The sequence below is a fragment of the Claveliimonas bilis genome, from assembly GCF_020892095.1.
Classification (GTDB): domain Bacteria; phylum Bacillota; class Clostridia; order Lachnospirales; family Lachnospiraceae; genus Claveliimonas; species Claveliimonas bilis.
Genome location: NZ_AP024845.1, coordinates 2,305,329 through 2,331,527 on the forward strand (window position 1 = coordinate 2,305,329; position 26,199 = coordinate 2,331,527).

Sequence of the window (26,199 nt, forward strand, 5' to 3'; positions counted from 1 at the left end):
TCCGGCAGTTATTTCATTGTCGGCTGTGTCAGGATTGAACGGACATGTTCGATTTCCTGCTGTGATGCTTTTGCGGCAGGAACGTAATAACTGCGGGATCTTGCCAGCTCAAAAATTTTCTCCTGTGACATCTCGCAGGCATTTCTCATCTGTTTCAGACACTGTTTTAATTCCTGATTTTCTGTCTGCGGGATCATTTCACCAAAACGGGTCAGCTCGCCGTTGACTCCTGCCAGAGCGTCAGCTACCATTGTCTTTTCGTTTAACATTTCTTTCCCTCCCTTTGAGTTTACATGTTCATGCCGGATGGACCGGCTTGTGAAAAGGCGTACAGTCCTTTAGGAAAGTTACAGGAAACGCATCAGTTCCTGTTTGTTTTTCATGGCGCTGTCGGCAGCGTCCTGAAAAAGCTTTTTGATCTCGGCATCCTCAGTCATGTTTGCATATTCTGTCATTTTGCAATGACTTGTGTCATAGCCGCCGATAAGGTGGCGAAGGTTTTGAAGATCCAAAACGGATAATTCTGACATTTCTTTTCCTCCTTGCTGTTGACTTTATTTGACAGGATTAGTATGGTTAAAAGGCAGAGAAAATATGCAGTAAATGCAATATAAAAATATAGCGGAGGAAGAAAAAATGAAAGTAGGAATCCTTGGAGCGGGAAATATTGCGAAAAAAATGGCGGAAACACTGAATGGAATGGAAGGAGCAAGCGCGTATGCAGTTGCTTCCCGAAGTCTGGAAAAAGCGGAAGAATTTGCAAAATTAAACCATGTGGAAAAAGCCTACGGCTCTTATGAAGAAATGCTTCAGGATGAACAGGTGGAGCTTATCTATGTAGCGACTCCCCATTCTCACCACCTGGAACACGGAAAATTATGTATAAAATATGGAAAGCCGATTTTGATGGAGAAAGCATTTACAGCCAACGCCGATCAGGCGCGCGAGCTTTTGGACTGTGCCAGAGACAGAGGGGTTTTTATTACAGAGGCCATCTGGACCAGATATATGCCTTCCAGAAAGAAAATAGACCATATCATTGCCTCCGGGCAGCTGGGAGAGATCTGTTCTCTTACAGCAAATCTGGGCTATGCCCTGACAGATAAGAAGAGGATGACAGATCCGGCCCTGGCAGGCGGAGCGCTTTTGGATGTGGGAATCTATCCTTTGAATTTTGCAAGTATGGTGCTGGGTAATGATGTTGAAAAAATGACGTCCGCATGTGTGAAATATAAGACTGGCGTGGATGCACAGGACAGCATCATACTGTCCTATCCGGAAGGGAAAACAGCGACTATCCACACCGGGATGCTGGCGGCGACAGAACAGTACGGTATTGTTTACGGTACAGAGGGTTATCTCATTGCATACAACATTAATAACATTGACCGGATTGAGATCTTTACGCCGGACAGAAAGTTAAAAGAAAGGATCGATATCCCTCCTCAGATCACCGGTTATGAGTACGAGGTGCGCTCCTGTAAAAAGGCTCTGGAGGAGGGACGCCTTGAATGCCCGGAAATGCCTCACAGTGAAACCTTAAAAATGATGGAATGGATGGACGCTCTGAGAAAAGACTGGGGAATCCGCTATCCTTTTGAATAAAGGGAGCAGAGATTAGGGCAGCAGTCAAGAAGCGAAAGTTATATTCCCCTGGACGCGGCAGATATAAAAGAGCGGAACAGCCGCCGCATTTTTGCGGAGTTCATCATGCATTCGGGGTGCCACTGGACACCCACCGCGAAGGGACGACCGGTCAGTTCTATCCCTTCTGCAATGCCGTCGGGAGAGTGGGCTGTGATGGATATTCCTTTTCCGGCAGTCAGGACAGCCTGATGATGAAAACTGTTGACTTCCACATAATTTCCTAAAATATTATATAGTATACTATCTTTGTGGAGGGCGATGGAATGGCAGGGATCGCTTCTTAGACGGGAATGCTGCATGTGGCACAGACAGGGTTCGCTGTGAAGGGAAAGATCCTGCAGAATTTCCCCTCCCCGCACAATGTTCATAAGCTGCATTCCCCGGCAGATACCCAGGACGGGGCGCGACAGAGTGAGAACATGTTTCATGAGGGACAGCTGAAACAGATCGGTTTGGAAATCTGTTTCTCCGGCAGAGGAAAGGGGCGGCCGGTCAAAAAGAAGGGGCGTCACATCTCCTCCGCCGCAGAAAAGAAATCCGTGGCAGATGGAGGCGGCCTGAAGTGATGCCTCCTTTTTCCCTGTGCAGGGCAGGACAATGGGGCATCCCCCGGAGCGGACAATGGCAGAGATGTAGGAGTGGGTGACGAACTGGCGCTGATCCATAAAACCGCACATAACGACACCAATAAAAGGAAGGGAAGTGGGAGTCATAGTACTTCCTCCGTCTTGATAAAGTAGTATAAGTATATGTATGAAAGAAAGGAGCACAAATATGAGTGTGATCGATCTGCACTGTGATACCATATGGCGCCTTATGGATCTGGGAGGAAAGGGGGATCTTTTGGAAAATGACGGCGCGGTCAGCATCAGAAAAATGCAGGCAGGAGAAGTTGCAGTACAGTTTTTCGCCTGCTTTTTGTACCGTGACGCCATGGAAGGGAGAACAGAAGAGGAAAAATATGAAAATGGCTACTTCCATGTTCTTGATATGATCCGATATGGGAAAGAGCAGATGGAAACTTATGGCAAAGAAATTGTTCCGATTACGGGAAAAGAAGAACTTGGAGATTTCCGGACGGGAAAAAAATGCGGAGCAGTGCTGACAGTAGAAGACGGAGGGATCCTGAATGGAAAAATAGAGCGGCTGGAAGAACTCTGGGACAGAGGAATCCGACTTCTGACCCTTACCTGGAACTATGAAAATTGCATTGGGTTTCCAAACAGCAGCGAAAAAGTCAGGATGGAAAAGGGACTGAAGAATTTTGGAAAAGAAGCGGTGGAAAGGATGAATGAGCTGGGAATGCTCGTAGATCTCTCCCATGCCTCTGACGGTACCTTCTGGGACGTTCTCCATCAGAGCAAAAAGCCGGTGACAGCTTCTCATTCCAATTGCAGAGCGCTTGCCAACCATCCGAGAAACTTAAGTGATGAAATGTTAAGGGCGCTGGGAGAAAATGGAGGGATAGCAGGCCTTAATTTTTACGGTCCATTTCTTGGTACACCGAAAGAATCCCGGATAGAGGAAATGACTGCTCATATCAGACATATGATCGATAAAGGCGGAGAGGACCTTCCCTGCCTGGGAACGGATTTTGACGGATTTGACGGAATGGATAAGATGGATCTTCCGGATCAAAGCTTTCTGGGGCAGCTGTGGGATGCCTTGAAAGGGGTGGGACTTACAGAGCGCCAAATAGAGAAAATTTGCTTTGAAAATGTCTGGAGAGTCTGGAAAGAAAGGTAGAAGATAAATGATTTACTCAGGATATGAAATACTTTGGCTGTTCTTTGTTTACAGCTTTTTAGGGTGGATAGCAGAGACGGCGGCATTTGGAGCAGATTTATCCCAATGCGGCGCAGGCGCAAAAAGGGACGGGGTAAATCGCAGTTTTACCCATGGTAAAATGCAATTTGGGACGTAACAAAGTTTAACTTTGTTACGTCCCAAATTAACTATTTCGTCTCTTTTTTTACTTCCTGCATTTTCATAGCGCGCACCTTCAGAGGCAGTCCGAACAGATTGATGAATCCGTCGGCATCATGGTGATCGTAGAGATCGCCGGTTGTGAAGCTTGCCAGGGATTCACTGTAAAGAGAGTATGGAGAAGTTGTGCCGGCTTTGATGATATTGCCTTTGTACAGTTTAAATTTAACTTCGCCTGTTACATACTCCTGTGTGCTTTCGATAAATGCCTGAATGGCTTCCCGCAGAGGAGTAAACCATTTTCCTTCATATACAACCTGGGCAAGTTTATCACCCATTTCTTTCTTTACTTCATAAGTAGCGCGGTCCAGTACAAGTTCTTCTAACTGCTGATGTGCTTCGTAGAGAATGGTTCCGCCGGGAGTTTCATATACGCCGCGGGATTTCATGCCGACAACGCGGTTTTCAACAATGTCGATGATACCGATTCCGTGTTTTCCGCCCAGTTCATTTAACTTGCGGATGATGTCGGAAACTTTCATTTCCACTCCGTTGATACTCTTTGGTACACCTTTCTCAAATGTCATAGTTACATATTCTCCTTCATCAGGAGCCTTTTCCGGAGTAACGCTAAGCACCAGAAGATCATCGTAATTTGGCTCGTTTGCCGGATCTTCCAGCTCCAGTCCTTCGTGGCTGATGTGCCACAGGTTACGGTCGCGGCTGTAGCTGTGTTTTGCGTCAAAAGGAAGCTCGATACCATGTTTTCTGCAGTATTCAATCTCGTCTTCACGGGAGTTCATGGTCCATACATCTGTCATACGCCATGGAGCAATGATCTTAATGTCCGGAGCCAGAGCCCGGATACTGAGCTCGAAGCGGATCTGGTCGTTCCCTTTTCCGGTTGCGCCGTGGCAAATGGCAACAGCGCCTTCTTTTCTTGCAATGTCTACAAGACGTTTTGCAATGGCAGGGCGGGCCATGGATGTTCCGATCAGGTATTTGTTCTCATATACTGCGTGTGCCTGTACACATGGAACAACGTAATTGTCGCAGAAGTCATCTACAATATCCTCGATATATAATTTGGAAGCGCCGGATAATTTTGCACGTTCATTGAGTCCGTCCAGTTCTTCGCCCTGTCCGCAGTCTACACAGCAGCAGATGACCTCGTAATCAAAAGTTTCCTTTAACCAGGGAATGATTGCGGTAGTGTCAAGACCGCCTGAATAAGCAAGTACAACTTTTTCTTTCATGATATTTCCTCCTGAAAATTTATTTTCATTTTTACAGTTCATGTTAATCGCAAGGATTACTATACACTATATTTAATAATTATGCAACTAAAAGTTGAAAAAAGAATATTTTAATGTTTGATATACAAAATATCTTGCATAATATTCATAAAAGATGTATAATCATGCAATATCGGAGGAGGGGAGGCCTGTTTTGCTACTTTACAGGAAAAAGAAAGTGGTATAAACTTGAACAGGTAACCTTATTAATAGGAAGAAAGGATGTACAGCAATGATAAAAGTTGGAATTATTGGTTCCACCGGATATGCCGGCGGGGAGCTGGTGCGCATACTGACGGGACACAAGGATGCAGAAATTGTATGGTACGGCTCCAGAAGTTATATAGATCAGAAATACGCAGATGTTTACCGGAACATGTTTCAGATTGTAGATGCAGCCTGTATGGATGACAATATGGAGGCGCTGGCCGCACAGGCGGATGTGATCTTTACGGCAACTCCACAGGGGCTGTGCGCTTCACTGGTGAATGAGAACATCCTGTCACAGGTCAAAATCATTGACCTTAGCGCGGATTTTCGTATAAAAGATGTAAAAACTTACGAAAAATGGTACGGAATTGAGCATAAAAGTCCGGAATTTATTTCAGAGGCAGTTTATGGTCTCTGTGAGATTAACCGAAATGATGTGAAAAAGGCAAGACTGATCGCAAATCCGGGATGCTATACAACCTGTTCCATTCTGACAGCCTACCCGCTGGCAAAAGAGGGGCTGATTGATATGGATACACTGATTATCGATGCAAAGTCCGGGACCTCAGGGGCAGGACGAGGAGCGAAGCTTCCAAATCTTTTCTGTGAGGTCAATGAAAATATAAAGGCGTACGGTGTGGCAACCCACAGACATACGCCGGAGATCGAGGAACAGCTTGGATATGCTTCCGGCAGGGAAGTTGTCCTGAATTTTACCCCTCATCTTGTGCCCATGAACCGGGGCATTCTTGCGACAGAATATGCGAAGCTTACAAAAGATGTAACCTATGAAGAAGTAAAAGCAGTATATGATAAATATTATAAGGATGAGAAATTTATCCGTGTGCTTGACAAAGGCGTTTTCCCGGAGACAAAATGGGTAGAGGGAAGCAATTACACGGACATTAATTTCCAAATCGATCCGCGCACAGGCAGAATCATTATGATGGGCGCTATCGACAATCTGGTGAAAGGAGCGGCCGGACAGGCAGTACAGAATATGAACCTTGCCTTTGGATTGCCGGAGGATGAAGGGTTAAATCTTGTACCGATGTTCCCGTAGAGTGAAAAAAATGACGATCCGTGAAATGAAAATAGAGGATTATGATCAGGTATACAAGCTGTGGAAAAAGATCAAGGGCTTCGGCATCCGCAGCATTGATGATTCCAGAGAAGGAGTTGCCCGCTTCCTTCAGAGAAACCCTACTACCAGCGTCGTAGCGGAAGAGAATGGAAAAATTGTAGGCGGAATCCTGTGCGGACATGACGGAAGAAGGGGATGCCTTTATCACGTCTGTGTGGATGAGGCATACCGGCGTCACGGAATTGGAAAGGCTATGGTAGTAAAGGCCATGGAAGCGCTGAAAGCAGAGAAGATCAATAAAGTCTGTCTGATCGCATTTACCAAAAATGATATCGGAAATGCATTTTGGAATACAATCGGCTGGACAGAGAGGGAAGATCTGAACTATTATGATTTTGTGCTAAATGATGAAAATATTACGGCTTTTAATGAGCAATAGAAAATGAACAGCTGATAAGCAAGGAGTGTGTGGAAATGGAGATTATCAAAGGCGGAGTGACCGCAGCAAAGGGATTTGAAGCAGCATGTACAGCTGCAGGATTAAAGTACAAGGATCGCACGGATATGGCGCTGGTGTACAGTCAGGTACCGTGTGTGTGTGCCGGTACGTTTACGACAAATGTGGTAAAAGCAGCGCCGGTAAAATGGGATCAGAAGGTAGTAAAAGGCGGAAAGAAGTCACAGGCAGTCATTGTAAATTCCGGTATTGCCAATGCATGTACCGGAGAAGAAGGGTACGGCTACTGCCAGGAGACCGCACAGAAAGCAGCAGAAGTCCTGGGCGTGGATGCGGACGGCGTCCTCATCGGATCCACAGGCGTGATCGGCAGACAGATGCCCATTGAGAAACTGAAAAAAGGAATCGAAGCCCTGGGTGAGAAAAAGGAGGATTCACTGGAGAGCGGAACCGCTGCTGCAAAGGCCATCATGACTACAGATACAGCTGAAAAAGAGCTGGCTGTAACGATTGAAGCCGGCGGGAAAACCGTTACCATCGGAGGTATGGCGAAGGGTTCCGGAATGATCCATCCTAATATGTGCACCATGCTTGCATTTATCACAACAGATGCAGTCATCTCCAAGGAAGCGCTCCAGAGTGCTCTTAGCGAAGATGTGCCGGATACCTACAATATGATTTCCGTAGACGGCGATACATCCACAAACGATACGGTTCTTCTCCTCGCAAACGGGCTGGCGGAAAATGAAGAGATCCAATACGGAACAGAAGATTATGATAAATTCAAAGAAGCGCTTCATGTGATCAATGAATATCTGGCCAAGAAAATTGCCGGCGACGGAGAAGGAGCTACCGCGCTTTTTGAGGCGAAAATCGTGGGAGCGGAGACAAAAGAGCAGGCAAAAATCCTGGCAAAAGCCATTGTATGCTCTAACCTTACGAAGACAGCCATTGCCGGACACGACGCAAACTGGGGAAGGATCCTGTGCGCCATGGGATATTCCGGCGCGCAGTTTGATCCGGAAAAAGTGGACCTTTTCTTTGAGAGCAGCGCCGGAACTATTCAGATCATTGAAAACGGAACTGCTGTAGATTACAGTGAAGAAGAGGCAACCAAAATTTTGTCGCAGCCGGAGGTGACGGCCAGAGCTGACGTTAAGATGGGAGAAATGACAGCGTCTGCCTGGGGCTGTGATCTCACCCATGGTTACATTGAGATTAATGCAGATTACAGGAGTTAGAAAAAATGGATAATAGTATGCAGAAATATCTGGACAAGGCGGAGGTTCTGATTGAAGCCCTCCCCTATATCCAGCGGTTTAACCGGAAAGTCATTGTTGTAAAGTACGGCGGAAGCGCCATGGTGGATGAGGAGTTGAAAGAACATGTCATTCAGGATGTGACGCTGCTTAAACTGGTAGGATTTAAGCCTATCATTGTACACGGCGGAGGGAAAGAGATCAGCCGCTGGGTCGGAAAAGTAGGAATGGAGCCGCAGTTTGTTAACGGGCTGCGTGTGACAGACGAGGCCACCATGGAATTGGCAGAGATGGTTCTTTCCAAAGTAAATAAAGAGCTGGTACAGCTGGTGGAAGGCCTGGGAGTAAGAGCAATCGGAATCAGCGGAAAGGACGGAAGGCTTCTGAAGGTAAAGAAGAAACTGTCCGGCGGCGAAGACATTGGTTTTGTAGGAGAAGTAACGGAAGTAAATGCAGATATTTTGTGGGATCTTCTGGAAAAAGATTTTCTTCCTATTGTGTGTCCGGTTGGATTGGATGAAAAATTTTACACTTACAATATCAATGCTGACGATGCAGCCTGTGCTATTGCAAGGGCAATGCATGCAGAAAAACTGGCGTTTCTTACAGATATCGAAGGCGTTTACAAAGATCCCAAGGATCCGGAAACACTTATATCAGAGCTGACTGTCACAGAGGCAAGAGGTCTGATGGAGGACGGATATATTGGAGGCGGTATGCTGCCAAAACTGAACAACTGTATTGACGCTATTGAGAACGGAGTGTCCAGAGTGCATATCCTGGATGGAAGAATACCCCACTGCCTGCTTTTGGAGATCTTTACAAATAAGGGAATTGGAACTGCGATTTTGGATGATGAAGGGAGTAGATTTTGCCATGAAGAATAAATGGATGGATGAGGCGGATCATGCGCTTCTCCACACTTACAATCGGTATCCTATTGTGCTGGAAAAGGGAGAAGGCGTGTATCTGTATGATACAGAGGGAAAGAAATACCTTGATTTTGCAGCCGGAATTGCCGTGTGCAGCCTGGGATATGGACATAAAGGCTATACAGAAGCATTGAAATCACAGATAGATCTTTTGCTGCATACGTCTAATCTCTACTACAGCCGTCCGGCAGCGGATGCGGCGGCCAAGCTTGCCAAAGCAGCACAGATGGACCGGATCTTTTTTACCAACAGCGGCACAGAGGCTATCGAAGGAGCACTGAAGGCGGCAAGAAAGTATGCTTACACAGAAGGTTCCGGAAAATTTGAGATCATTGCTATGGAACATTCTTTCCACGGAAGAAGTATGGGAGCGCTTTCTGTGACAGCCACAGAAAGCTACAGGACACCATTTGAACCGCTGATCGGAGGTGTGAAATTTGCCCGTTATAACGATCTGGAAAGCGTAAAGGAACAGTTTTCTGATAAGACCTGTGCGGTCATCATGGAAACCCTTCAGGGAGAGGGCGGCATTTATCCTATAGATCCGGAATTTTTCCGGGGAGTGCGAGAGCTTTGTGATGAGAGAGGAGCGCTTCTCATCCTGGATGAGATCCAGTGCGGCATGGGACGGACAGGAACTATGTTTGCCTGGCAGGATTACGGTGTGAAGCCGGATATTATGGCAATGGCAAAGGCTATCGGAGGAGGCGTCCCGGTAGGGGCATTTGCCATGACAGAAAAGGTGGCAGAGAAGTCTCTGGCACCCGGAGATCATGGAACAACCTATGGAGGAAATCCTTTTGTATGTGCGGCAGTTTCCAAAGTTCTTGACATTTATGAGGAGGAACATATCCTGGAACACGTCAAAAAGGTGTCGGCGTACCTGGAAAAGAAGCTGGATGCACTTGCAGCCAAGAGCGATGCTGTAAAAGAACGGCGCGGAAAAGGTCTGATGCAGGGGCTTGCAATGAACGTTCCGGTAGGAGAAGTGATCGCAAAGGCGCAGGAGGAAGGACTGCTTGTCATTTCAGCAGGAGGGAATGTCCTCCGCATTGTACCGCCGCTTATCATCACGGAAGATCATGTGGATGAAATGATTGAAAAGCTGAAAAAGGCGTTATAAAACAGCCGGCTGTAGGAGATACTATTCCTTAATTATGAAAGAAGGAAGGTATTTCTTATGGCTGGTTTTTTCATTGCGCTTTTGTCCGGTGCATTGATGAGCGTACAGGGGGTATTCAATACACAGGTGACAAAGACAACAGGGATGTATGTCAGCAATGGCTGGGTACAGTTCAGCGCCTTTTTGGTCTGCCTGGCAGTGTGGTTTTTTATGGGACGTGACAGTATCGGGGCCATTGCCCGTGTGGAACCCAAATATATGCTGCTGGGAGGCGTGATCGGAGCAGGAATTACCTGGACAGTTATTAAAAGCATGGAGCAGCTGGGACCGGCAAAAGCGGCGCTTCTCATTGTCATCGCACAGCTTACGGTAGCTTATGTGATAGAATTGTTCGGCATGTTTGGCGTTGAAAAAGAACCGCTGGAATGGAGAAAACTGGGAGGACTTGCGTTGTCTTTGATTGGAGTTGCAATTTTCCAATGGAAATAGTACAATAACGGTGTCTAGGCATAAAGAGGGGTGTTTACGGTTTTTTAACTGTAAAGGAGGATTTTATGCGTAGAAAACCAGGGATGGTTCTTATAATTTTGACAATGATGACGTTTGTGCTAAGCGGCTGCCAAAGCGATGAGATTACCGGGGAGGAAGTTACCCTGGAGGAGGAAGCGCTGCAGGAGGGAAAAGGCTCCGGTGAGGAGCAGGCAGACGGGGAGAGTCAAGAGCAGCGGGAAGGAGCAGGCAAAGAGCAGACAGGCAGAACAGATGAGGGAAAGATCTGGGTGTATGTCTGCGGACAGGTGGCTTCGCCAGGAGTCTATGAACTGCCGGAAGAGTCCAGAATCTATGAGGCAGTCGAAAGCGCCGGAGGGATTTTGGAACAGGGAGCGGCGGAGAGCGTCAATCTGGCGGAAAAAGCGTCGGACGGACAGCGTATTTATATACCGTCAAAAGAAGAGGCGGCCGCTATGCCGGCTGAAACTCCGGACGAAGGAAGCAGCGGCGGCATGAATGATGAGAGAGTAAATTTAAATACAGCGGATAAGGAAGAGCTGATGACGCTGACGGGAATAGGAGAGACGCGGGCGGAGGCAATTCTGACTTACCGTGAGGAAAATGGAAGCTTTCATTCCCCGGAGGATATTATGAATGTCCAGGGGATCAAAGAAGGCATCTATGAAAAGATTAAGGAGCAGATCAAAACAGAATGAGCAAAAAAGTATTAGTGGTAGACGATGAAAAACTGATTGTTAAGGGGATACGTTTCAGTCTGGAGCAGGATGGAATGAAAGTGGACTGTGCCTATGACGGAGAAGAGGCTCTGAAGTTGGCGGCGGAAAATACATACGATATCATCCTTCTGGATGTAATGCTCCCAAAAAAAGACGGATTTGAGGTGTGTACACAGATCCGGGAATATTCGGATGTGCCCATTATCATGCTGACTGCAAAGGGCGATGATATGGATAAGATCCTGGGCCTGGAATATGGAGCAGATGACTATATTACAAAGCCTTTTAATATTCTGGAAGTCAAAGCCAGGATCAAGGCCATCATGCGCCGTACAGGCAAGAAAACCGAAGAGACAGAAGATAAAAAGATCTTCGTCAAAGGCGAAATGAAAATAGACTGTGAAAGCCGGAGAGTTGTAATCGGCGAAAAGGAGATCAACCTGACGGCAAAGGAATTTGATCTTCTGGAACTTCTGGCAACAAATCCGGGAAAAGTGTACAGCAGAGAAAGTCTGCTCAATATTGTGTGGGGCTATGAGTATCCGGGAGATGTCCGAACGGTAGATGTACATATCCGGCGTCTCAGGGAGAAGATAGAGACCCATCCAAGCGATCCGAAATATGTTTATACAAAGTGGGGAGTTGGTTACTATTTCAGGGGTTAGGCTGTATATAAGAAATCATTTTTTTAAAAGTCTCAGATTTCGTATTATCTTTTTACTCATGCTGGTAGGGATTCTTCCCTGCCTGATTCTGAAATCCATTATCCTGAAAAGTTATGAAGACAGGGCGGTAGATGTCCAGACCGCCCAGATACAAAATCAGTGTACCATTCTGTGCAATCAGCTTGCCGCTATGGGTTATCCTGGAAAGAAAGCGGCGGAAGCAATGCTGCCTGAGCTGGAGCAGCTGTCCAGCATATATAACGGAAGGGTCATGCTGATAGACAGTCAGTTTCAGATTGTGGAAGATACCTATGATCTGGATGAAGAAAAGACAATCGTATCAGAAGATGTGATCCAATGTTTTGAGGGCGAGGGGACAAAGATTTACGATGCCAAAAGCGGATATATAGAAGTAACATCACCTATTTTTGCAGCGGATAAGGAGAGCGTAACAGGGGTTATGCTTGTCAGTGTATCCACCACACCTATCCTTGACAGCATTGAAGTGCTGGATGCAAAAGCATGGATCGCGGAAGGGATCATCATTCTGACTGTGGCGGTGCTTGCGATTATTCTGGGGGCGGTAATGGTGCGGCCTTTTGCCAGAATTACATCTTCCATTGAGGCGGTGAATGAGGGATACGATGACAATTATCTCCATGAAAATACTTACACAGAGACAAGGCTGATATCAGAAGCTTTTAACAAAATGCTGGGACGCCTGAAAATCCTGGACGATTCCAGGCAGGAGTTTGTGGCGAATGTTTCTCACGAGTTGAAAACACCGATTACTTCTATGAAGGTTCTGGCGGATTCACTGCTTGCCCAGGAAAATGTGCCGGTGGAGCTGTACCAGGAATTTATGCAGGATCTTTCAGAAGAGATTGAAAGAGAGGACAAGATCATCAATGATCTTCTCTCACTTGTAAAAATGGACAAAACAGCAGCTTCTCTGCAAGTGAAGCAGGAAAACATCAATGATCTTTTAGAAAAGATACTGAAGAGACTTCAGCCGATTGCCGCTGCCAGAAATATTGAAGTAGTGTTTGAAAGCTTTCGTCCGGTAAACGCAGAAGTTGACGAAGTAAAGCTTTCTCTTGCTATAACAAATCTCGTAGAAAATGCAGTAAAATATAATATAGACGGCGGATGGGTACACGTGTCTCTGAATGCAGATCATAAGTTTTTTTATATTGAAGTGGCAGATTCCGGAATCGGAATACCGGAAGAGTCCAAAGAGCATATCTTTGAGAGATTTTATCGGGTGGACAAATCTCATTCCAGAGAAATCGGAGGAACCGGACTGGGTCTTGCGATTGCCCGTAATGCAGTAGTTATGCACCGCGGAGCGATCAAGGTATACAGCCAGCTTGGAGAAGGAACAACATTTACTGTAAGGATTCCGCTGAATTATATTGCCTAGGAGGGATGGATGTGAAAAAGAAACATAAAAGTGTCCTGTGGATTTTCATATGTATACTTTTGTGCACCGGCTGTTCGGCAGATAGCGGAAAAGAAGCAGAAAAAGGCCCCTATGTGTACTATATTAATGAAAAGGGGACTTCACTTGTCCGTACAGCGTGGGATTCTTCCTTGACTGAAGGCAGTGCAAAAGAACAGGCAGAGGAGGCTATGGAGCTCCTTTCATCGCCCACAAGTGATATTTATAAAAGTGCGGTTCCCGAAGGGGTGGAGGCAGCAGTAGAAAGGATAGAAAAAGGTTATGCGGATCTGTCCTTTAATGAAGCCTACAGGAATATGAAAAAGAAGGACGAAGTGCTGATGCAGGCGGCAATTGTGCAGACATTGGTTCAGATAGAGGGAATTGACCGTGTGGGGTTTTTTATCGGAGAGGAGCCGGTCAAGAACGAGGATGGTACCAGCGCAGGCTATATGACGGAAGATGATTTTGTACAGAATATCGGTTCAGCGCTCCATTCTTATCAGAAGGCGGAGCTGAAGCTCTATTTTTCCAATATAGAGGGAAATGCTCTGGCAGAACAGACGGTAAACGTGCGTTACAACAGCAATACATCTTTAGAAAAGCTGATCGTGGAACAGCTGCTGAAAGGCCCTAAAGATGACAGCTGTCTGCAGACTCTTCCACCGGATGCGGTTCTTCTGGGGATTTCCGTAAAAGCCGGAATATGTTATGTGAATTTTGATGAAGGATTTCTTGTACAGGGTTATAATAATGCAGAACCGGAAACAGTTATCTACTCTCTTGTCAATTCTCTTACGGAGAGTGAAAGTGTGCGTGAGGTACAGATTTCCATTAACGGGGAATCAGATGTTCTTTTTGGAAATTCCATTGATTTGAGTAAAACTTTTTCCAGAAACATGGAAATTGTGGAGGAAACAAAATAATTTTGAAAAAAAGAATATTATTTACAATATGTCTTTTCCTTTTCTGTTTGGGATTTGGGGCGGTTCATTTTGCAGGAGAATATTTCCTGGAGGAACTTCAGCCCTCCCAGACAGAGAAATATATTCCGCCTGACAGTACAGTACATCTGGAAGGGGAAGTATACCGGAAGGAAGCAAGAGAAGACTACCAGATCTTATATCTGAAAAACAATTCTATTATCTATAATCGACCATTCAAAAACAATTCATTGCAGGAATCAAAAATACTCTTATATGATCCACAGAAAACAGCAATCAAAACAGGAAATAGGGTGCAGGCGTCAGGCAATCTGTTTTTCTTTGATGAAGCCAGAAATCCCGGGGGTTTTGACCAGAAATTCTATTATCAGAAACAAAATATCCATGCAGCCATCTGGGGAAAGGAGGTCCGCGTGACAGACCAAAAGGTTTCTTTTCTTCAAGATAAACTGGAGCAATTCCGCGACAAATGGAAAGCGTCGCTTTATAAAGCTGCAGGTGAAGAAGACGGAGGAATCTTAGCGGCCATGATCATCGGAGATAAGGCCGGGATGGATGCGGAAATAAAGGAACTCTATCAGGTCAATGGGATTGCACATATTCTTGCTATATCGGGGCTTCATCTTTCTTTTATCGGGACGGGAGTATATCAGTTTTTAAGAAAACAGACCGGCTCCTATTTGGCAGGCGGTGTGGCAGGAATGATGTTTCTGCTTCTTTATGTTATGATGATCGGTCTGACAGTGTCGGCGCTTCGGGCGCTGGTTATGTTTTTGATACGGGTGGGGGCTGATATGAGCGGACGGGCATATGACATGCTGACCTCCCTTTTGGCGGCCGCTGTTATTGTTGTGCTGTGGCAGCCGCTCTCTTATTATGACGGAGGATTCCAGATGTCTTTCGGTGCAATTCTGGGCATCTGGATTGCAGGGCAGGTACAGCGGAAAGCGGAAAAAGAAAGAGAGAAGGGGAAAAACAGCAGGAGGGAAAGCGGAAGACTTGCGGGGAAATGGAAAAGCTCGCTGATGGCCAGCCTGGGTGTGCAGGCAGTTCTGCTGCCAATTACCTTATATCATTTCTTTTCCTACCCACTTTATTCGGTTTTTTTGAATCTTCTGGTCATTCCCCTTATGTCGCTGCTTCTTGTGCTGGGAGCAGGCGGCAGTCTTCTCTATTGGGTGTTTCCTCAAGGTGGCGGTGTTTTGATCTGGATCTGTAAAAGGATACTGGATCTCTATGAAATCTCCTGCAGGGCAGTGATGAGGATTCCTGCCAGTGAGATTGCTGTGGGCCGGCCGGAATTAGAAACTGTCATTTTTTACTATGGAACTGTTGCGGTGGCTCTGTGGATTTTTTTCAAACATGTGGGAAGAAGAAAGTGGGGAAGTCTGCTTTGTGTTTTTACGGCATGCGGAACTCTTATGCTGGCAGGACAGGTATCCGTATATGGGAAGACTTACATTACTGTGCTGGATGTGGGGCAGGGGGACAGCATTTTTATGAGAGGCGCAAAAGGAACCACGGTGCTTGTAGACGCCGGAAGCAGTACGGAGAAACAGATTGGAAAATATAGAATCGAGCCCTTCCTAAAGTCTCAGGGCGTGGGTCAGTTGGACTACGTATTTGTCACTCACGGGGACAGTGATCATATGAATGGAATAGAAGAAATGTTGTCCAGACAGGGCAGAGGGGTGGAGATTTCCTGCCTCATTTTTCCCGCAAGGGAGATGTGGGATGAAAAATTGGAGGCACTTGCTGCATTGGCTGAGCAATATGAAGTGAAGATTCGTACGGTGGAAAGAGGGCAGGGAATCATTTCCGGGGAGTGGAGGATTACCTGCATACAGCCGGAAGGGAAAGATAAGTTTGAAAAGGGAAATGAGGCTTCCCTTGTTTTAGATGTCAGTCTGGGAAAATTTGACCTTCTGCTGACAGGAGATGTGGAAGGAGAGGGGGAAAAGATTCTGGAAGAGCGGACCGGGAAGTCATATGATGTGCTGAAAGTGTCCCATCACGGTTCTAAAAATTCAACTTCTGCAGAATTTCTTGAGGAAGTCTCTCCGGACTATGCGCTGATTTCTGCCGGAGAAAACAACCGTTACGGCCATCCCCATCCGGATACGGTTGAGCGTCTGGAAGATCGGGGATGCAGCATATATACCACGATCCAAAACGGAGCTGTCACTATCTGTACAGATGGGAGGAAGATGGAAATACAAAGTTTCCTGCAAGAATGAGTCTAGCCAGAAACAGGAAAATCCATTATAATTGTGGGTATGAAAAGTTTAAATGAAGATATTAAGACAGGACAATTGAAAAACATGTACCTTCTCTACGGAGAGGAAGCTTATCTGAAAAAGCAGTACAAAAAAAGACTGACCCGGGCGATCATACCGGAAGGGGATACCATGAACTATTCCTATTATGAAGGGAAAGGAATTTCCATCCCGGAAATCATCGACCTGGCGGAGACTATGCCCTTTTTTTCAGACAGGAGACTGATCGTCATTGAAAATTCGGGATTTTTTAAAAATGCTTCTCCGGAGCTGGCCGACTATCTCAAGACAGCTCCGGATACTGCCTTTTTTCTTTTTATAGAAGAAGAGGTGGACAAGCGGGGAAAAATGTACAAGACGGTCAAAGAAAAAGGACGTATTACAGAACTGGGATACCAGGATGAGAAAACACTTCTTCTTTGGATCGCAGGCGCGGTGAAAAGGGAGAAGAAGAAAATCCAGGAATCCACAGCAAGACATCTGCTCTCTAAGGTGGGAACAGATATGGAGAATCTGGAAAAAGAGCTGGAGAAGCTGTTTTCTTATACTGCTTTTAAGGAAGAAATTACTGTGGAAGATGTGGACGCAGTCTGCACGACACAGATCACAGACCATATTTTTGATATGGTAGAGGCGGTCGCTATGAAACAGCAAAAGAAAGCGCTGGATTATTATTATGATCTGCTGGCCTTAAAGATACCTCCTATGAAAATCCTGGCACTTTTGACCCGGCAGTTCCGTCTTCTTATGGAGGTTAAGCTTTTGGTATCACGGGGCTATGCAAGACCTAAAGTTGCGGAAGTAACCGGACTTCACCCCTATGTGGCGGGAAAATATATGAGCCAGTGTAAAAGCTTTTCCGGAAGAGATTTAAGAGGAATCATGGAGGATGCCGCCGAAATGGAGGAAGCAGTCAAGACAGGCCGTCTGGCAGATACGATGTGTGTGGAGCTTTTTATTGTCAAGTACAGTATGAAGGATTAGGAAAGAGGATTGCCAAAAGAGGCGGTATCGTGATATGATAGCCTGTGCGGGAGAATCAGCCCGCATATGAGATGGAACATTTATAAAATCAGATGAATTTGAAAAAAGAATTTGTAATGGAAGGAACGATAGAAGTGGAAGGAATTGAGCAGAGCAAAATACGTAATTTTTGTATTATTGCACACATTGATCACGGAAAATCTACACTTGCCGACCGTATTATCGAGATGACCGGACTTCTGACAAGCCGTGAGATGCAGTCTCAGGTTCTGGACAACATGGAGCTGGAAAGAGAGCGTGGAATTACGATCAAGGCCCAGGCGGTCCGTACGGTATACAAGGCAAAGGACGGAGAAGAATACATTTTTAATCTGATCGATACACCGGGACATGTGGATTTTAACTATGAGGTATCCCGCAGTCTGGCAGCCTGTGACGGTGCAATTCTTGTGGTGGACGCCGCACAGGGAGTAGAGGCCCAGACTCTGGCAAATGTGTATCTTGCATTGGACCATGATCTGGATGTGATGCCGGTTATCAACAAGGTGGATCTTCCAAGTGCGGAGCCGGAGAGAGTAATAGAAGAAATTGAAGATGTCATCGGTATTGAAGCGGAGGATGCTCCGCTGATCTCTGCAAAGACAGGCCTTAATGTGGACGAAGTGCTGGAACAGATCGTACAGAAGATTCCGGCGCCAAAAGGGGATCCGTCCGCACCTTTGCAGGCCCTTATCTTTGATTCAGTCTATGATTCCTACAGGGGAGTTATTGTCTTTTGCAGAATTAAGGAAGGAACCATCCGGAAAGGAACAACGATCCGCATGATGGCAACCAAAGCAGAGGCGGAAGTTGTTGAGGTGGGATATTTCGGAGCAGGGCAGTTTATTCCGTGCGATGAGCTGGCAGCAGGAATGGTAGGTTATTTTACAGCCAGCCTGAAGAATGTGAAAGATACCAGGGTAGGTGATACAGTTACCAATGCAGATCACCCCTGCAGTGAACCGCTTCCGGGGTATAAAAAGGTAAATCCTATGGTTTACTGTGGTATGTATCCGGCAGACGGGGCGAAATATCCGGATCTTAGGGATGCTCTGGAAAAGCTCCAGTTAAATGATGCAGCTTTGCAGTTTGAACCGGAGACGTCGGTGGCTCTTGGGTTTGGATTCCGGTGCGGATTTTTAGGACTTCTGCATTTGGAGATCGTACAGGAAAGACTGGAAAGAGAATACAATCTGGATCTGGTGACAACAGCGCCGGGAGTTGTTTACAAGGTGCATAAAACAAACGGAGAAGTGATAGAGCTGACAAACCCTTCCAATCTTCCGGATCCGTCGGAAATTGACTACATGGAAGAACCTATGGTAAAGGCGGAGATCATGGTAACATCCGAATATATCGGTTCCATCATGGAACTTTGCCAGGAAAGAAGAGGAATCTATCAGGGGATGGAGTATATGGAAGAGACAAGAGCAGTACTCCACTATCACCTGCCGCTGAATGAAATCATTTATGATTTCTTTGATGCGCTTAAATCCCGTTCACGGGGATACGCGTCCTTTGATTACGAGATGATGGGATACCAGCAGTCAGAACTGGTGAAACTGGATATTCTGATCAATAAGGAAGAAGTAGATGCCCTTTCCTTTATCGTACATGCAGGAACAGCTTATGAGCGGGGCAGAAAGATGTGCGAGAAGCTGAAGGAAGAGATACCAAGGCAGCTCTTCGAGATTCCGATCCAGGCAGCGATCGGAAGCAAGATTATTGCAAGAGAAACAGTGAAAGCCATGAGGAAAGATGTGCTTGCAAAATGTTACGGCGGTGACATCAGCCGAAAGAGAAAGCTGCTGGAAAAACAGAAAGAAGGAAAGAAGCGGATGCGCCAGGTGGGAAATGTAGAAATACCACAGAAGGCTTTTATGAGTGTGCTGAAGCTGGACGACCGTTAATGGAGGGCGGGGATTTTTTAATCCCCGTCCTTAATTAGAATCACCATATCCTTTTGAAAAGCTATTAGATTCTTTTGAAGGAAATGGAGAGGAGAGAAATAAAAATATGGCGAAAGAACTGGAATTATATATTCATATACCATTCTGTGTCAGCAAATGCAGGTACTGTGATTTTTTGTCGGCTCCGGCAGATGAAGAGGAACGGGAAAGATACGTGGAAAGCCTCTGCAGCAGGATACGATCCTGCAAAGAATTTGCAAAAGACTGGCATGTGAGCAGTATATTTGTGGGAGGAGGTACTCCTTCTCTTCTTACAGGAGAGCAGATGGGATATATTTTCAGAGACATAAGAGAAACGTTCCGGGTGGATGATATGGCGGAGATTACAGTGGAAATGAATCCGGGAACTGTCTCGGAAGAAAAGTTAAAGGCATACAGGGAAGCGGGCATTAACCGGCTCAGTATCGGTCTTCAGTCAGCCAACGATCAGGAGCTGAAATGTCTCGGAAGGATCCATACCTATGAAATGTTTGTTCATAGCTATCAGATGGCAAGAGACTGCGGATTTTCCAATATTAATGTGGACTTAATGTCAGCCATTCCGTTTCAGACTCCGGAAAGCTACGAAAAAACTCTGCGGACAGTGGCAGAGCTTGTGCCGCCTCCGGAACATATATCAGCATACAGTCTTATCATCGAAGAGGGAACGCCTTTTTATGAGCGATACGGAGAAGGAAAACATGCCGAGGAACTTCCTGCAGAGGAGGAAGAAAGGGAAATGTATGTAAGGACGAAGGAGGTTTTGGAGGAATACGGATATATCCGTTATGAAATATCCAACTATGCCAAGAGCGGATTTGCATGCAGACATAATCTGGGATACTGGAACAGGACACAGTACCTTGGCATAGGTACAGGAGCCTCCTCTTTGATCGGAAATAAAAGGTGGAGGGAAGGGGAGGAGCCGGAAATATTGACAGAAAAAGAGGAAATGGAAGAATTTATGTTTCTGGGACTTCGTAAAATGGAAGGAGTGTCCGAAACAGATTTCCGGAATGTTTTCCAGAAAGAAATGCAGGAAGTTTACGGCCTGATCCTGCAGAAGATGAAAGAGGAAGGACTCATGGAACAGGCAGGTGACAACTGGAGGCTGACAGAGCGGGGGATTGACATCAGCAATTATGTAATGAGTGAATTTTTGTTCTGAAGAGAGTGTTTGGAGAAGAGAGTATCCGGATAGAAAAGGCAGCTTATTGTAAATGGCAAAAAGAGGGTGTCCCAAAACTATGAAGTTAAAATCCATAGCCTGGGGACGCCCTCTTTCGATTATTCTTCCAGGGAAGTTTATCTTTCGTTATCTTTGCGGCTGTTCTGATATGCCAAAGCTGCCTCTACAAATCCGCGGAAAAGAGGATGCGGACGGTTGGGACGGGATTTCAGTTCAGGATGGGCCTGTGTTGCGATGAACCAGGGATGTTCCGGAATCTCTACCATCTCTACGATCCGTCCGTCAGGGGAGAGGCCGGAGAGCTTCATGCCATGACTGGTGAGATCCTCCCGGTAGTCGTTGTTGACTTCGTAGCGGTGCCGGTGCCGCTCTTTTATTTCTTCACTCTGATAAAGTCTGTATGCCTTGGAAGTTTTATCCAGGATACAGGGATATGCGCCGAGGCGGAGAGTTCCTCCAATATCTTCCACACCTACCTGGTCAGGCATGATATGGATGACAGGATGGGTGGTATCGGGATCCAGTTCAGCACTGTGGGCATCGTGGAAACCGACAACATCCCGCGCAAATTCAACGATAGCAAGCTGCATGCCAAGGCAGAGACCAAGGAACGGAACCTGATGGGTTCTTGCATAGCGGATGGCGGCAATCTTCCCGTCGATCCCGCGGCTGCCAAATCCTCCCGGTACAAGAATGCCGCTGACATCTCCAAACAGCTCGTCTGCATTGTCATCTGTCACTGTTTCAGAGTCGATCCATTTGATGTTGACGGTGGCGCGGGCAAAAATGCCGCCGTGTTTCAAAGCTTCCACCACACTGATGTATGCATCGTGGAGCTGGATATATTTGCCTACCAGAGCCACTGTAACATCGGTGTTGGGGCTTTTCAGGTAGTCCACCATTTCACGCCAGTCTTTCAGATCCGGCTGCGGACAGTCCAGATGGAGACATTCGCAGACAACCTCGGCAAGATGCTCTTTTTCCATTGCAAGAGGCGCTTCGTACAGATATTCCACATCCAAATTTTGAAGAACATGCTCTGCAGGGACATTACAGAACAAAGCGATCTTGTCCCTGATGGATTGATCCAGAGGGTATTCGGAACGGCAGACAATGATATCCGGCCAGATTCCCATACCCTGAAGATCCTTGACGCTTGCCTGGGTAGGTTTTGTTTTCATTTCCTGGGAAGCCCGCAGGTAGGGGATCAATGTAACATGGATCAAAATGACATTTTCCCTGCCCCTTTCGTGCTGAAACTGCCGAATAGCTTCCAGGAAGGGCTGGCTTTCAATATCGCCGACAGTGCCTCCCACTTCAATTATGGCAATTTCCGTATTTTTTGCTGCAGGATTACGATAGAAACGGCTCTTGATCTCATTGGTGATATGAGGGATAACCTGAACGGTTCCTCCGCCGAAATCCCCGCGGCGCTCCTTGTGGAGTACGGACCAGTAGATCTTTCCGGTTGTGACATTGGAATTTTTGGTAAGACTTTCGTCAATGAAACGTTCATAGTGTCCGAGATCCAAATCCGTTTCGGCGCCGTCGTCTGTGACAAACACTTCTCCATGCTGTACAGGATTCATGGTACCCGGATCGATATTGATATAGGGATCGAATTTCTGCATTGTCACCGTATATCCTCTGGCTTTCAGCAGTCTTCCAAGAGAAGCAGCTGTTATGCCTTTTCCCAGTCCTGAAACAACACCGCCTGTAACAAATACGTATTTTACTGCCATAGTATCCTCCTTTTGAAACCAAACTACTTTTAAAAAAATATATTATACAGCTTTTTCGTCAGAAAATACAGCCTTTTTTTCATATTTTGGCTCAAAAGTTGCCTGAATGGCTAATTTTTTAAACTGATTAATGTCAACTGCGCTCAGCATGACCGAGGTATGAGCCTGGCATCCTTTTAATTTTGGAAGCTGCTCCAGAGCTTTTTGCGCCTGCATATCTGTTGCCGCACTGATGGACAGGGCGATCAGAACCTCATCTGTGTGCAGCCGGGGATTCTGGCTTCCAAGATAATCAACCTTCAGCTTCTGGATCGGCTCAATGGCAGAAGGCGAGATGACATGGCAGTCATGGTCAATGCCGGCCAGTTCTTTCAGAGCATTCAGAAGAAGAGCAGCGGATGCACCGAGAAGACTGCTTGTCTTGCCGGTTACGATATGCCCGTCAGGAAGTTCCAGGGCAGCGGCAGGCGCATTGGTGGCTTCGGCGCGCTCGAGAGCGGCATCCACTACCGGACGGTCATGGACCGTGATGCCGGTCTGGCTCATCAGCATTTCGATCTTACGGACTTCATCCTGAGAGCAGGATCCCATGATAAAGCGGTCCATTGTATCATAGTATCGTCTGATGATTTCCTGAAGAGAAGCCTGTCGGCATACCTCGTCATCACAGATACAATTTCCCGCCATGTTGACGCCCATATCTGTAGGGGACTTATATGGATTTTTTCCATAAATCCGCTCAAAGATGGCGCTTAAAACAGGGAAAATTTCAATGTCCCGGTTGTAGTTTACCGTTGTTTCTCCATATGCTTCCAGATGGAAAGGATCGATCATATTTACATCGTTCAGATCAGCTGTGGCAGCCTCATAAGCAAGGTTGACCGGGTGCTTTAACGGAATGTTCCAGATAGGGAAAGTCTCAAACTTGGCATATCCGGCGTGGATTCCTCTCTTATGTTCATGATAAAGCTGAGAAAGACAGGTGGCCATTTTTCCGCTGCCGGGGCCCGGCGCTGTCACTACAACGAGAGGACGTTCTGTCTCAATGTAATCATTCTTGCCGTATCCTTCATCACTGACAATGAACGGGACATTTCCCGGATAACCAGGTATAACATAATGAAGATAGACCCGGATGCCAAGGCGTTCCAGGCGGGCTTTGAAAAGATCAGCGCTGCTTTGTCCACAGTACTGTGTGATGACAACGCTGCCCACATAAAGGCCGGCATGCATAAATTCTTTCCGAAGCCGGAGAACATCAGAATCATAGGTTATGCCAAGATCTCCACGGACTTTGTTGCTTTCGATATCTCCCGCGCTTATGACGATCACGATTTCCGCCTGGTCTGCCAGCTGCTTTAAAAGACGGAGTTTGCTGTCAGGCTGGAAGCCGGGAAGTACCCGGGAAGCGTGATAATCATCAAACAGTTTGCCGCCAAACTCCAGATACAGCTTGTTGTCAAACTGTGCGATCCGGTCCCGAATGTGGGAAGACTGCATTTTCAAGTACTTATCATTGTCAAATCCAATTTTCATTTGTGTATCCCCTTTTACTGCTCCGCACTACTTGGGCGGAGAAAATATTTTCCTCACAAGTATACTACAGGGAAGTGCGAGTTTACAATCTTTTCATAATGTTTTTATTGATTTTAAAAGTATGGATACTTATAATAAGAGAAGTACAGGAGGACAAATATGGATAACCAGAATAATCAGAACAGAAATAATAATCAGGACCCGGGCCGAAATAACCGGCAGGGCATTTCTTTTATTCTTTTAGTGACCCTGATCACTTCCATCGTGGTACTGGTTTTGTTCCAGCTGCAGGGCATGGGAAATGCAGAAGAAATTTCCTATAACAGATTTTTGCAGATGGTAGACGACGGAAAGATCGAGAAGGTTGAAATAGGAAGCAGTCAGATCACTATCACAGCCAAAAAAGATACGGACAGTCCGACACAGCAGCAGTATTATACAGGGACTGTCAATGACGATAAGCTGATAGACAGACTTTTGGATGCAGGAGTTGAAGTATCGCAGGAGATTCCGGACACCACTTCAGCAGTGATTTTGAATCTGATCTTTACATTCGTGCCGATTGCCTGCCTTGTGGGCCTGTTCGTGTGGTTTACGCGGAAAATGTCTAAAGGCGGTGGAATGATGGGCATTGGAAAGAGCAACGCCAAAATGTATGTAGAAAAAGAAACAGGCGTAACCTTTCAGGATGTTGCCGGTCAGGATGAAGCAAAGGAATCACTGCAGGAGGTCGTGGATTTCCTGCACAATCCGGGAAGATATACCGGTGTCGGGGCAAAACTGCCAAAGGGAGCTCTTCTCGTAGGCCCGCCGGGAACAGGAAAAACTCTTCTGGCCAAGGCGGTTGCGGGAGAAGCAAAGGTACCGTTTTTTTCTCTTTCCGGTTCTGCCTTTGTGGAAATGTATGTGGGTGTCGGAGCATCCAGAGTGCGTGATCTTTTTAAACAGGCGCAGCAGATGGCTCCCTGCATCATCTTTATTGATGAGATCGATGCGATCGGAAAGAGCCGTGATAATCAACTGGGAGGAAATGATGAGCGTGAACAGACTCTGAATCAGCTTCTGGCAGAGATGGATGGATTTGATACAAATAAAGGACTCCTTCTTCTTGCAGCGACGAACCGTCCGGAAATACTGGATCCGGCTCTGCTTCGTCCGGGACGGTTTGACCGCCGTATCATTGTAGAAAGACCGGATCTGAAGGGAAGGATCGACGTCCTGAAGGTACATTCCAAGGACGTCAGAATGGATGAAACAGTAGATCTGGAAGCAATTGCCCTTGCTACATCAGGTGCAGTCGGATCTGATCTTGCAAATATGATCAACGAGGCTGCCATCAATGCCGTAAAGCATGGAAGAAACGCTGTATCGCAGAGCGACCTTTTTGAGGCGGTGGAAGTGGTGCTTGTGGGTAAGGAGAAAAAAGACCGGATCATGAGCCAGGAAGAGCGAAGGATCGTTTCTTATCACGAAGTTGGCCACGCGTTGGTAAGCGCGCTTCAAAAGGATGCCGAACCGGTTCAGAAGATCACCATTGTTCCAAGAACAATGGGAGCGCTGGGATATGTAATGCACACTCCCGAAGAAGAAAAATTCCTTAATACAAAGAAAGAACTGGAGGCAATGCTGGTGGGAATGCTGGCGGGCCGTGCAGCGGAGGAGATTGTTTTTGATACAGTAACTACCGGAGCCTCTAATGATATTGAAAAGGCTACCAGTATTGCAAGAGCTATGATCACGCAGTACGGAATGAGCAGTAAATTCGGTCTGATCGGCTTGGAATCTATTCAAAACCGTTACCTGGACGGCAGACCGGTCATGAACTGCGGACAGGAGACGGCTTCCGAAATTGACAAGGAAGTTATGGTCATGCTGAAGTCATCTTATGAGGAAGCAAAACGACTTCTCAGTGAACATAGAGAAGCCTTGGATAAGATCGCAGCATTCCTGATCGAAAAGGAGACGATTACAGGAAAAGAATTTATGAAGATCTTCTATGAAGTAGAAGGTATTGATCCGGAGGAAAAGAAAGCTCCGGAGCAAAGAGTTGCTCTCAAGCTTACGGCGCCGGAAACTGACACAGAAAAGAAAAGTACTGATCTGCCGGCAGATGCAGTGCCGGAAGAGAATGCTGACACGGAAAATGAAATAAAGGCAGCAGAGACAACAGCAGCTGAAGCGGAAGCGGTTGGCGAAGAAGCAGCTAAAGAAGAAACAGAACAGTAAGAGAAATGCAAGCGCCCCTGTGCGGTATGGTATGAGAAGAAAACGG

24 protein-coding genes are annotated in these 26,199 nt (G+C 46.4%); 18 read left to right on the plus strand and 6 right to left on the minus strand.

The features are described from left to right. Nucleotides 1–8 precede the first annotated feature (8 nt). Together EUBC25_RS11210 and EUBC25_RS11215 are read right to left on the minus strand one after the other, a co-directional pair. Complete coding sequence (locus EUBC25_RS11210; protein ID WP_230105567.1) at nucleotides 9–269, minus strand: spore coat protein; 261 nt, start codon at nucleotides 267–269, stop codon at nucleotides 9–11. 78 nt (nucleotides 270–347) lie between these two features. Then, nucleotides 348–530: a hypothetical protein gene (locus EUBC25_RS11215; protein ID WP_230105568.1), complete on the minus strand. Its 183-nt coding sequence runs from the start codon at nucleotides 528–530 to the stop codon at nucleotides 348–350. Between the two features lie 106 nt (nucleotides 531–636). On the opposite strand from EUBC25_RS11215, the gene EUBC25_RS11220 reads away from it, so the two are divergent. Beyond that, entirely contained in the window at nucleotides 637–1,605 is a 969-nt protein-coding gene (locus EUBC25_RS11220) for a Gfo/Idh/MocA family protein (RefSeq protein ID WP_230105569.1), read from the plus strand. A gap of 38 nt (nucleotides 1,606–1,643) precedes the next feature. Here the strand turns inward: EUBC25_RS11220 and EUBC25_RS11225 are convergent, their stop codons facing one another. After that, nucleotides 1,644–2,360, minus strand: coding sequence for a gamma-glutamyl-gamma-aminobutyrate hydrolase family protein (locus EUBC25_RS11225; protein ID WP_230105570.1), 717 nt, complete (start codon nucleotides 2,358–2,360; stop codon nucleotides 1,644–1,646). 61 nt (nucleotides 2,361–2,421) lie between these two features. Here EUBC25_RS11225 and EUBC25_RS11230 point away from each other — a divergent pair, with 61 nt between their 5' ends. Both EUBC25_RS11230 and EUBC25_RS11235 read left to right on the plus strand, forming a co-directional pair. After that, complete coding sequence (locus EUBC25_RS11230) at nucleotides 2,422–3,393, plus strand: dipeptidase (protein WP_230105571.1); 972 nt, start codon at nucleotides 2,422–2,424, stop codon at nucleotides 3,391–3,393. Nucleotides 3,394–3,400: 7 nt separating this feature from the next. Further along, nucleotides 3,401–3,571 carry a putative ABC transporter permease gene (locus EUBC25_RS11235; RefSeq protein WP_230105572.1) on the plus strand — a complete coding sequence of 57 codons (171 nt, stop codon included), beginning with the start codon at nucleotides 3,401–3,403 and terminating at the stop codon, nucleotides 3,569–3,571. A gap of 31 nt (nucleotides 3,572–3,602) precedes the next feature. Here the strand turns inward: EUBC25_RS11235 and EUBC25_RS11240 are convergent, their stop codons facing one another. Continuing rightward, nucleotides 3,603–4,829 carry an argininosuccinate synthase gene (locus tag EUBC25_RS11240; protein WP_230105573.1) on the minus strand — a complete coding sequence of 409 codons (1,227 nt, stop codon included), beginning with the start codon at nucleotides 4,827–4,829 and terminating at the stop codon, nucleotides 3,603–3,605. A gap of 271 nt (nucleotides 4,830–5,100) precedes the next feature. Here EUBC25_RS11240 and argC point away from each other — a divergent pair, with 271 nt between their 5' ends. The 14 genes from argC (at nucleotide 5,101) to hemW (ending at nucleotide 20,628) form a co-directional block, all read left to right on the plus strand. Continuing rightward, nucleotides 5,101–6,141: an N-acetyl-gamma-glutamyl-phosphate reductase gene (argC, locus tag EUBC25_RS11245; protein ID WP_230105574.1), complete on the plus strand. Its 1,041-nt coding sequence runs from the start codon at nucleotides 5,101–5,103 to the stop codon at nucleotides 6,139–6,141. Nucleotides 6,142–6,151: 10 nt separating this feature from the next. Beyond that, on the plus strand, nucleotides 6,152–6,601 hold the full coding sequence (locus EUBC25_RS11250) for a GNAT family N-acetyltransferase (protein ID WP_230105575.1): 450 nt from the start codon (nucleotides 6,152–6,154) through the stop codon (nucleotides 6,599–6,601). 35 nt (nucleotides 6,602–6,636) lie between these two features. Beyond that, nucleotides 6,637–7,860: a bifunctional glutamate N-acetyltransferase/amino-acid acetyltransferase ArgJ gene (argJ, locus tag EUBC25_RS11255; RefSeq protein WP_230105576.1), complete on the plus strand. Its 1,224-nt coding sequence runs from the start codon at nucleotides 6,637–6,639 to the stop codon at nucleotides 7,858–7,860. Nucleotides 7,861–7,865: 5 nt separating this feature from the next. Then, on the plus strand, nucleotides 7,866–8,765 hold the full coding sequence (argB, locus tag EUBC25_RS11260) for an acetylglutamate kinase (RefSeq protein ID WP_230105577.1): 900 nt from the start codon (nucleotides 7,866–7,868) through the stop codon (nucleotides 8,763–8,765). Beyond that, a complete protein-coding gene (locus EUBC25_RS11265; protein WP_230105578.1) occupies nucleotides 8,755–9,933 on the plus strand; it encodes an aspartate aminotransferase family protein in 1,179 nt (392 codons plus the stop codon). Before argB ends, EUBC25_RS11265 begins: the two co-directional genes overlap by 11 nt. A gap of 57 nt (nucleotides 9,934–9,990) precedes the next feature. Continuing rightward, nucleotides 9,991–10,422, plus strand: a complete 432-nt coding sequence (locus tag EUBC25_RS11270) for a DMT family transporter (protein WP_230105579.1) — start codon at nucleotides 9,991–9,993, stop codon at nucleotides 10,420–10,422. 65 nt (nucleotides 10,423–10,487) lie between these two features. Next, a complete protein-coding gene (locus EUBC25_RS11275; protein ID WP_230105580.1) occupies nucleotides 10,488–11,141 on the plus strand; it encodes a helix-hairpin-helix domain-containing protein in 654 nt (217 codons plus the stop codon). After that, nucleotides 11,138–11,827 carry a response regulator transcription factor gene (locus EUBC25_RS11280; protein ID WP_230105581.1) on the plus strand — a complete coding sequence of 230 codons (690 nt, stop codon included), beginning with the start codon at nucleotides 11,138–11,140 and terminating at the stop codon, nucleotides 11,825–11,827. The genes EUBC25_RS11275 and EUBC25_RS11280 overlap by 4 nt, the downstream gene beginning before the upstream one ends. After that, nucleotides 11,784–13,250: a sensor histidine kinase gene (locus EUBC25_RS11285; protein WP_230105582.1), complete on the plus strand. Its 1,467-nt coding sequence runs from the start codon at nucleotides 11,784–11,786 to the stop codon at nucleotides 13,248–13,250. Before EUBC25_RS11280 ends, EUBC25_RS11285 begins: the two co-directional genes overlap by 44 nt. Nucleotides 13,251–13,261: 11 nt before the next feature. Beyond that, nucleotides 13,262–14,194: a GerMN domain-containing protein gene (locus tag EUBC25_RS11290; protein WP_230105583.1), complete on the plus strand. Its 933-nt coding sequence runs from the start codon at nucleotides 13,262–13,264 to the stop codon at nucleotides 14,192–14,194. A 2-nt stretch (nucleotides 14,195–14,196) separates the two neighbouring features. Continuing rightward, nucleotides 14,197–16,449, plus strand: a complete 2,253-nt coding sequence (locus EUBC25_RS11295) for a DNA internalization-related competence protein ComEC/Rec2 (RefSeq protein WP_230105584.1) — start codon at nucleotides 14,197–14,199, stop codon at nucleotides 16,447–16,449. 39 nt (nucleotides 16,450–16,488) lie between these two features. Next, nucleotides 16,489–17,472 (plus strand): DNA polymerase III subunit delta, encoded by a 984-nt coding sequence (holA, locus tag EUBC25_RS11300; RefSeq protein ID WP_230107600.1) that lies wholly within the window; start codon nucleotides 16,489–16,491, stop codon nucleotides 17,470–17,472. A 134-nt stretch (nucleotides 17,473–17,606) separates the two neighbouring features. Next, on the plus strand, nucleotides 17,607–19,421 hold the full coding sequence (gene lepA / locus EUBC25_RS11305; protein WP_305000004.1) for a translation elongation factor 4: 1,815 nt from the start codon (nucleotides 17,607–17,609) through the stop codon (nucleotides 19,419–19,421). A gap of 106 nt (nucleotides 19,422–19,527) precedes the next feature. After that, a complete protein-coding gene (gene hemW / locus EUBC25_RS11310) occupies nucleotides 19,528–20,628 on the plus strand; it encodes a radical SAM family heme chaperone HemW (RefSeq protein ID WP_230105585.1) in 1,101 nt (366 codons plus the stop codon). Nucleotides 20,629–20,765: 137 nt separating this feature from the next. On the opposite strand, the gene EUBC25_RS11315 is transcribed toward hemW, so the two are convergent. After that, entirely contained in the window at nucleotides 20,766–22,391 is a 1,626-nt protein-coding gene (locus EUBC25_RS11315) for a CTP synthase (protein WP_230105586.1), read from the minus strand. Nucleotides 22,392–22,433: 42 nt separating this feature from the next. Further along, nucleotides 22,434–23,927: a DUF1846 domain-containing protein gene (locus EUBC25_RS11320; protein ID WP_230105587.1), complete on the minus strand. Its 1,494-nt coding sequence runs from the start codon at nucleotides 23,925–23,927 to the stop codon at nucleotides 22,434–22,436. Nucleotides 23,928–24,086: 159 nt separating this feature from the next. Here EUBC25_RS11320 and ftsH point away from each other — a divergent pair, with 159 nt between their 5' ends. After that, complete coding sequence (ftsH, locus tag EUBC25_RS11325; protein ID WP_230105588.1) at nucleotides 24,087–26,153, plus strand: ATP-dependent zinc metalloprotease FtsH; 2,067 nt, start codon at nucleotides 24,087–24,089, stop codon at nucleotides 26,151–26,153. The last annotated feature ends 46 nt before the right edge of the window (nucleotides 26,154–26,199 follow it).

What these genes read in the sequence shown, in the direction of transcription:
- EUBC25_RS11210 (WP_230105567.1), bottom strand. Translation starts at nt 269, where the DNA reads ATGTTAAACGAAAAGACAATGGTAGCTGACGCTCTGGCAGGAGTCAAC.
- EUBC25_RS11250 (WP_230105575.1), top strand. Translation starts at nt 6,152, where the DNA reads ATGACGATCCGTGAAATGAAAATAGAGGATTATGATCAGGTATACAAG.
- EUBC25_RS11230 (WP_230105571.1), top strand. Translation starts at nt 2,422, where the DNA reads ATGAGTGTGATCGATCTGCACTGTGATACCATATGGCGCCTTATGGAT.
- EUBC25_RS11215 (WP_230105568.1), bottom strand. Translation starts at nt 530, where the DNA reads ATGTCAGAATTATCCGTTTTGGATCTTCAAAACCTTCGCCACCTTATC.
- EUBC25_RS11315 (WP_230105586.1), bottom strand. Translation starts at nt 22,391, where the DNA reads ATGGCAGTAAAATACGTATTTGTTACAGGCGGTGTTGTTTCAGGACTG.
- EUBC25_RS11280 (WP_230105581.1), top strand. Translation starts at nt 11,138, where the DNA reads ATGAGCAAAAAAGTATTAGTGGTAGACGATGAAAAACTGATTGTTAAG.
- EUBC25_RS11225 (WP_230105570.1), bottom strand. Translation starts at nt 2,360, where the DNA reads ATGACTCCCACTTCCCTTCCTTTTATTGGTGTCGTTATGTGCGGTTTT.
- EUBC25_RS11235 (WP_230105572.1), top strand. Translation starts at nt 3,401, where the DNA reads ATGATTTACTCAGGATATGAAATACTTTGGCTGTTCTTTGTTTACAGC.
- argJ (WP_230105576.1), top strand. Translation starts at nt 6,637, where the DNA reads ATGGAGATTATCAAAGGCGGAGTGACCGCAGCAAAGGGATTTGAAGCA.
- EUBC25_RS11320 (WP_230105587.1), bottom strand. Translation starts at nt 23,927, where the DNA reads ATGAAAATTGGATTTGACAATGATAAGTACTTGAAAATGCAGTCTTCC.
- holA (WP_230107600.1), top strand. Translation starts at nt 16,489, where the DNA reads ATGAAAAGTTTAAATGAAGATATTAAGACAGGACAATTGAAAAACATG.
- argB (WP_230105577.1), top strand. Translation starts at nt 7,866, where the DNA reads ATGGATAATAGTATGCAGAAATATCTGGACAAGGCGGAGGTTCTGATT.
- hemW (WP_230105585.1), top strand. Translation starts at nt 19,528, where the DNA reads ATGGCGAAAGAACTGGAATTATATATTCATATACCATTCTGTGTCAGC.
- argC (WP_230105574.1), top strand. Translation starts at nt 5,101, where the DNA reads ATGATAAAAGTTGGAATTATTGGTTCCACCGGATATGCCGGCGGGGAG.
- ftsH (WP_230105588.1), top strand. Translation starts at nt 24,087, where the DNA reads ATGGATAACCAGAATAATCAGAACAGAAATAATAATCAGGACCCGGGC.
- EUBC25_RS11240 (WP_230105573.1), bottom strand. Translation starts at nt 4,829, where the DNA reads ATGAAAGAAAAAGTTGTACTTGCTTATTCAGGCGGTCTTGACACTACC.
- EUBC25_RS11265 (WP_230105578.1), top strand. Translation starts at nt 8,755, where the DNA reads ATGAAGAATAAATGGATGGATGAGGCGGATCATGCGCTTCTCCACACT.
- EUBC25_RS11275 (WP_230105580.1), top strand. Translation starts at nt 10,488, where the DNA reads ATGCGTAGAAAACCAGGGATGGTTCTTATAATTTTGACAATGATGACG.
- EUBC25_RS11285 (WP_230105582.1), top strand. Translation starts at nt 11,784, where the DNA reads ATGTTTATACAAAGTGGGGAGTTGGTTACTATTTCAGGGGTTAGGCTG.
- EUBC25_RS11270 (WP_230105579.1), top strand. Translation starts at nt 9,991, where the DNA reads ATGGCTGGTTTTTTCATTGCGCTTTTGTCCGGTGCATTGATGAGCGTA.
- EUBC25_RS11220 (WP_230105569.1), top strand. Translation starts at nt 637, where the DNA reads ATGAAAGTAGGAATCCTTGGAGCGGGAAATATTGCGAAAAAAATGGCG.